The sequence below is a fragment of the Streptomyces sp. NPDC028308 genome (genome assembly GCF_055565855.1).
Genome location: NZ_JBVHTO010000029.1, coordinates 3966 through 5163 on the forward strand (window position 1 = coordinate 3966; position 1198 = coordinate 5163).

General features: G+C 56.5%; 1 rRNA gene (running past one end of the window). It reads left to right on the plus strand.

The features are described 5' to 3' along the window. Positions 1 to 1177: ribosomal RNA gene (locus ACZ4VA_RS38595) — 23S ribosomal RNA — on the plus strand (it extends 2034 nt beyond the left edge of the window). The last annotated feature ends 21 nt before the right edge of the window (positions 1178 to 1198 follow it).

Here is a 1198-nt window from a genome sequence, read left to right on the forward strand (position 1 = left end):
CCTTGAGCTGGGGGTGGCCGCAGAGACCAGCGAGAAGCGACTGTTTACTAAAAACACAGGTCCGTGCGAAGCCGTAAGGCGATGTATACGGACTGACGCCTGCCCGGTGCTGGAACGTTAAGGGGACCGGTTAGTGCACTTTCGGGTGTGCGAAGCTGAGAACTTAAGCGCCAGTAAACGGCGGTGGTAACTATAACCATCCTAAGGTAGCGAAATTCCTTGTCGGGTAAGTTCCGACCTGCACGAATGGCGTAACGACTTCTCGACTGTCTCAACCATAGGCCCGGTGAAATTGCACTACGAGTAAAGATGCTCGTTTCGCGCAGCAGGACGGAAAGACCCCGGGACCTTTACTACAGTTTGATATTGGTGTTCGGTTCGGCTTGTGTAGGATAGGTGGGAGACTTTGAAGCGGCAGCGCCAGCTGTTGTGGAGTCGCCGTTGAAATACCACTCTGGTCGTGCTGGATGTCTAACCTGGGTCCGTGATCCGGATCAGGGACAGTGTCTGATGGGTAGTTTAACTGGGGCGGTTGCCTCCCAAAGAGTAACGGAGGCGCCCAAAGGTTCCCTCAGCCTGGTTGGTAATCAGGTGTTGAGTGTAAGTGCACAAGGGAGCTTGACTGTGAGACCGACGGGTCGAGCAGGGACGAAAGTCGGGACTAGTGATCCGGCGGTGGCTTGTGGAAGCGCCGTCGCTCAACGGATAAAAGGTACCCCGGGGATAACAGGCTGATCTTCCCCAAGAGTCCATATCGACGGGATGGTTTGGCACCTCGATGTCGGCTCGTCGCATCCTGGGGCTGGAGTCGGTCCCAAGGGTTGGGCTGTTCGCCCATTAAAGCGGTACGCGAGCTGGGTTTAGAACGTCGTGAGACAGTTCGGTCCCTATCCGCTGTGCGCGTAGGAATATTGAGAAGGGCTGTCCCTAGTACGAGAGGACCGGGACGGACGAACCTCTGGTGTGCCAGTTGTCCTGCCAAGGGCATGGCTGGTTGGCTACGTTCGGGAGGGATAACCGCTGAAAGCATCTAAGCGGGAAGCCTGCTTCGAGATGAGTATTCCCACCCCCTTTGAGGGGTTAAGGCTCCCAGTAGACGACTGGGTTGATAGGCCAGATCTGGAAGGCGGGCAACCGCTGGAGGTGACTGGTACTAATAGGCCGAGGGCTTGTCCTCAGTTGCTCGCGTCCACTGTGT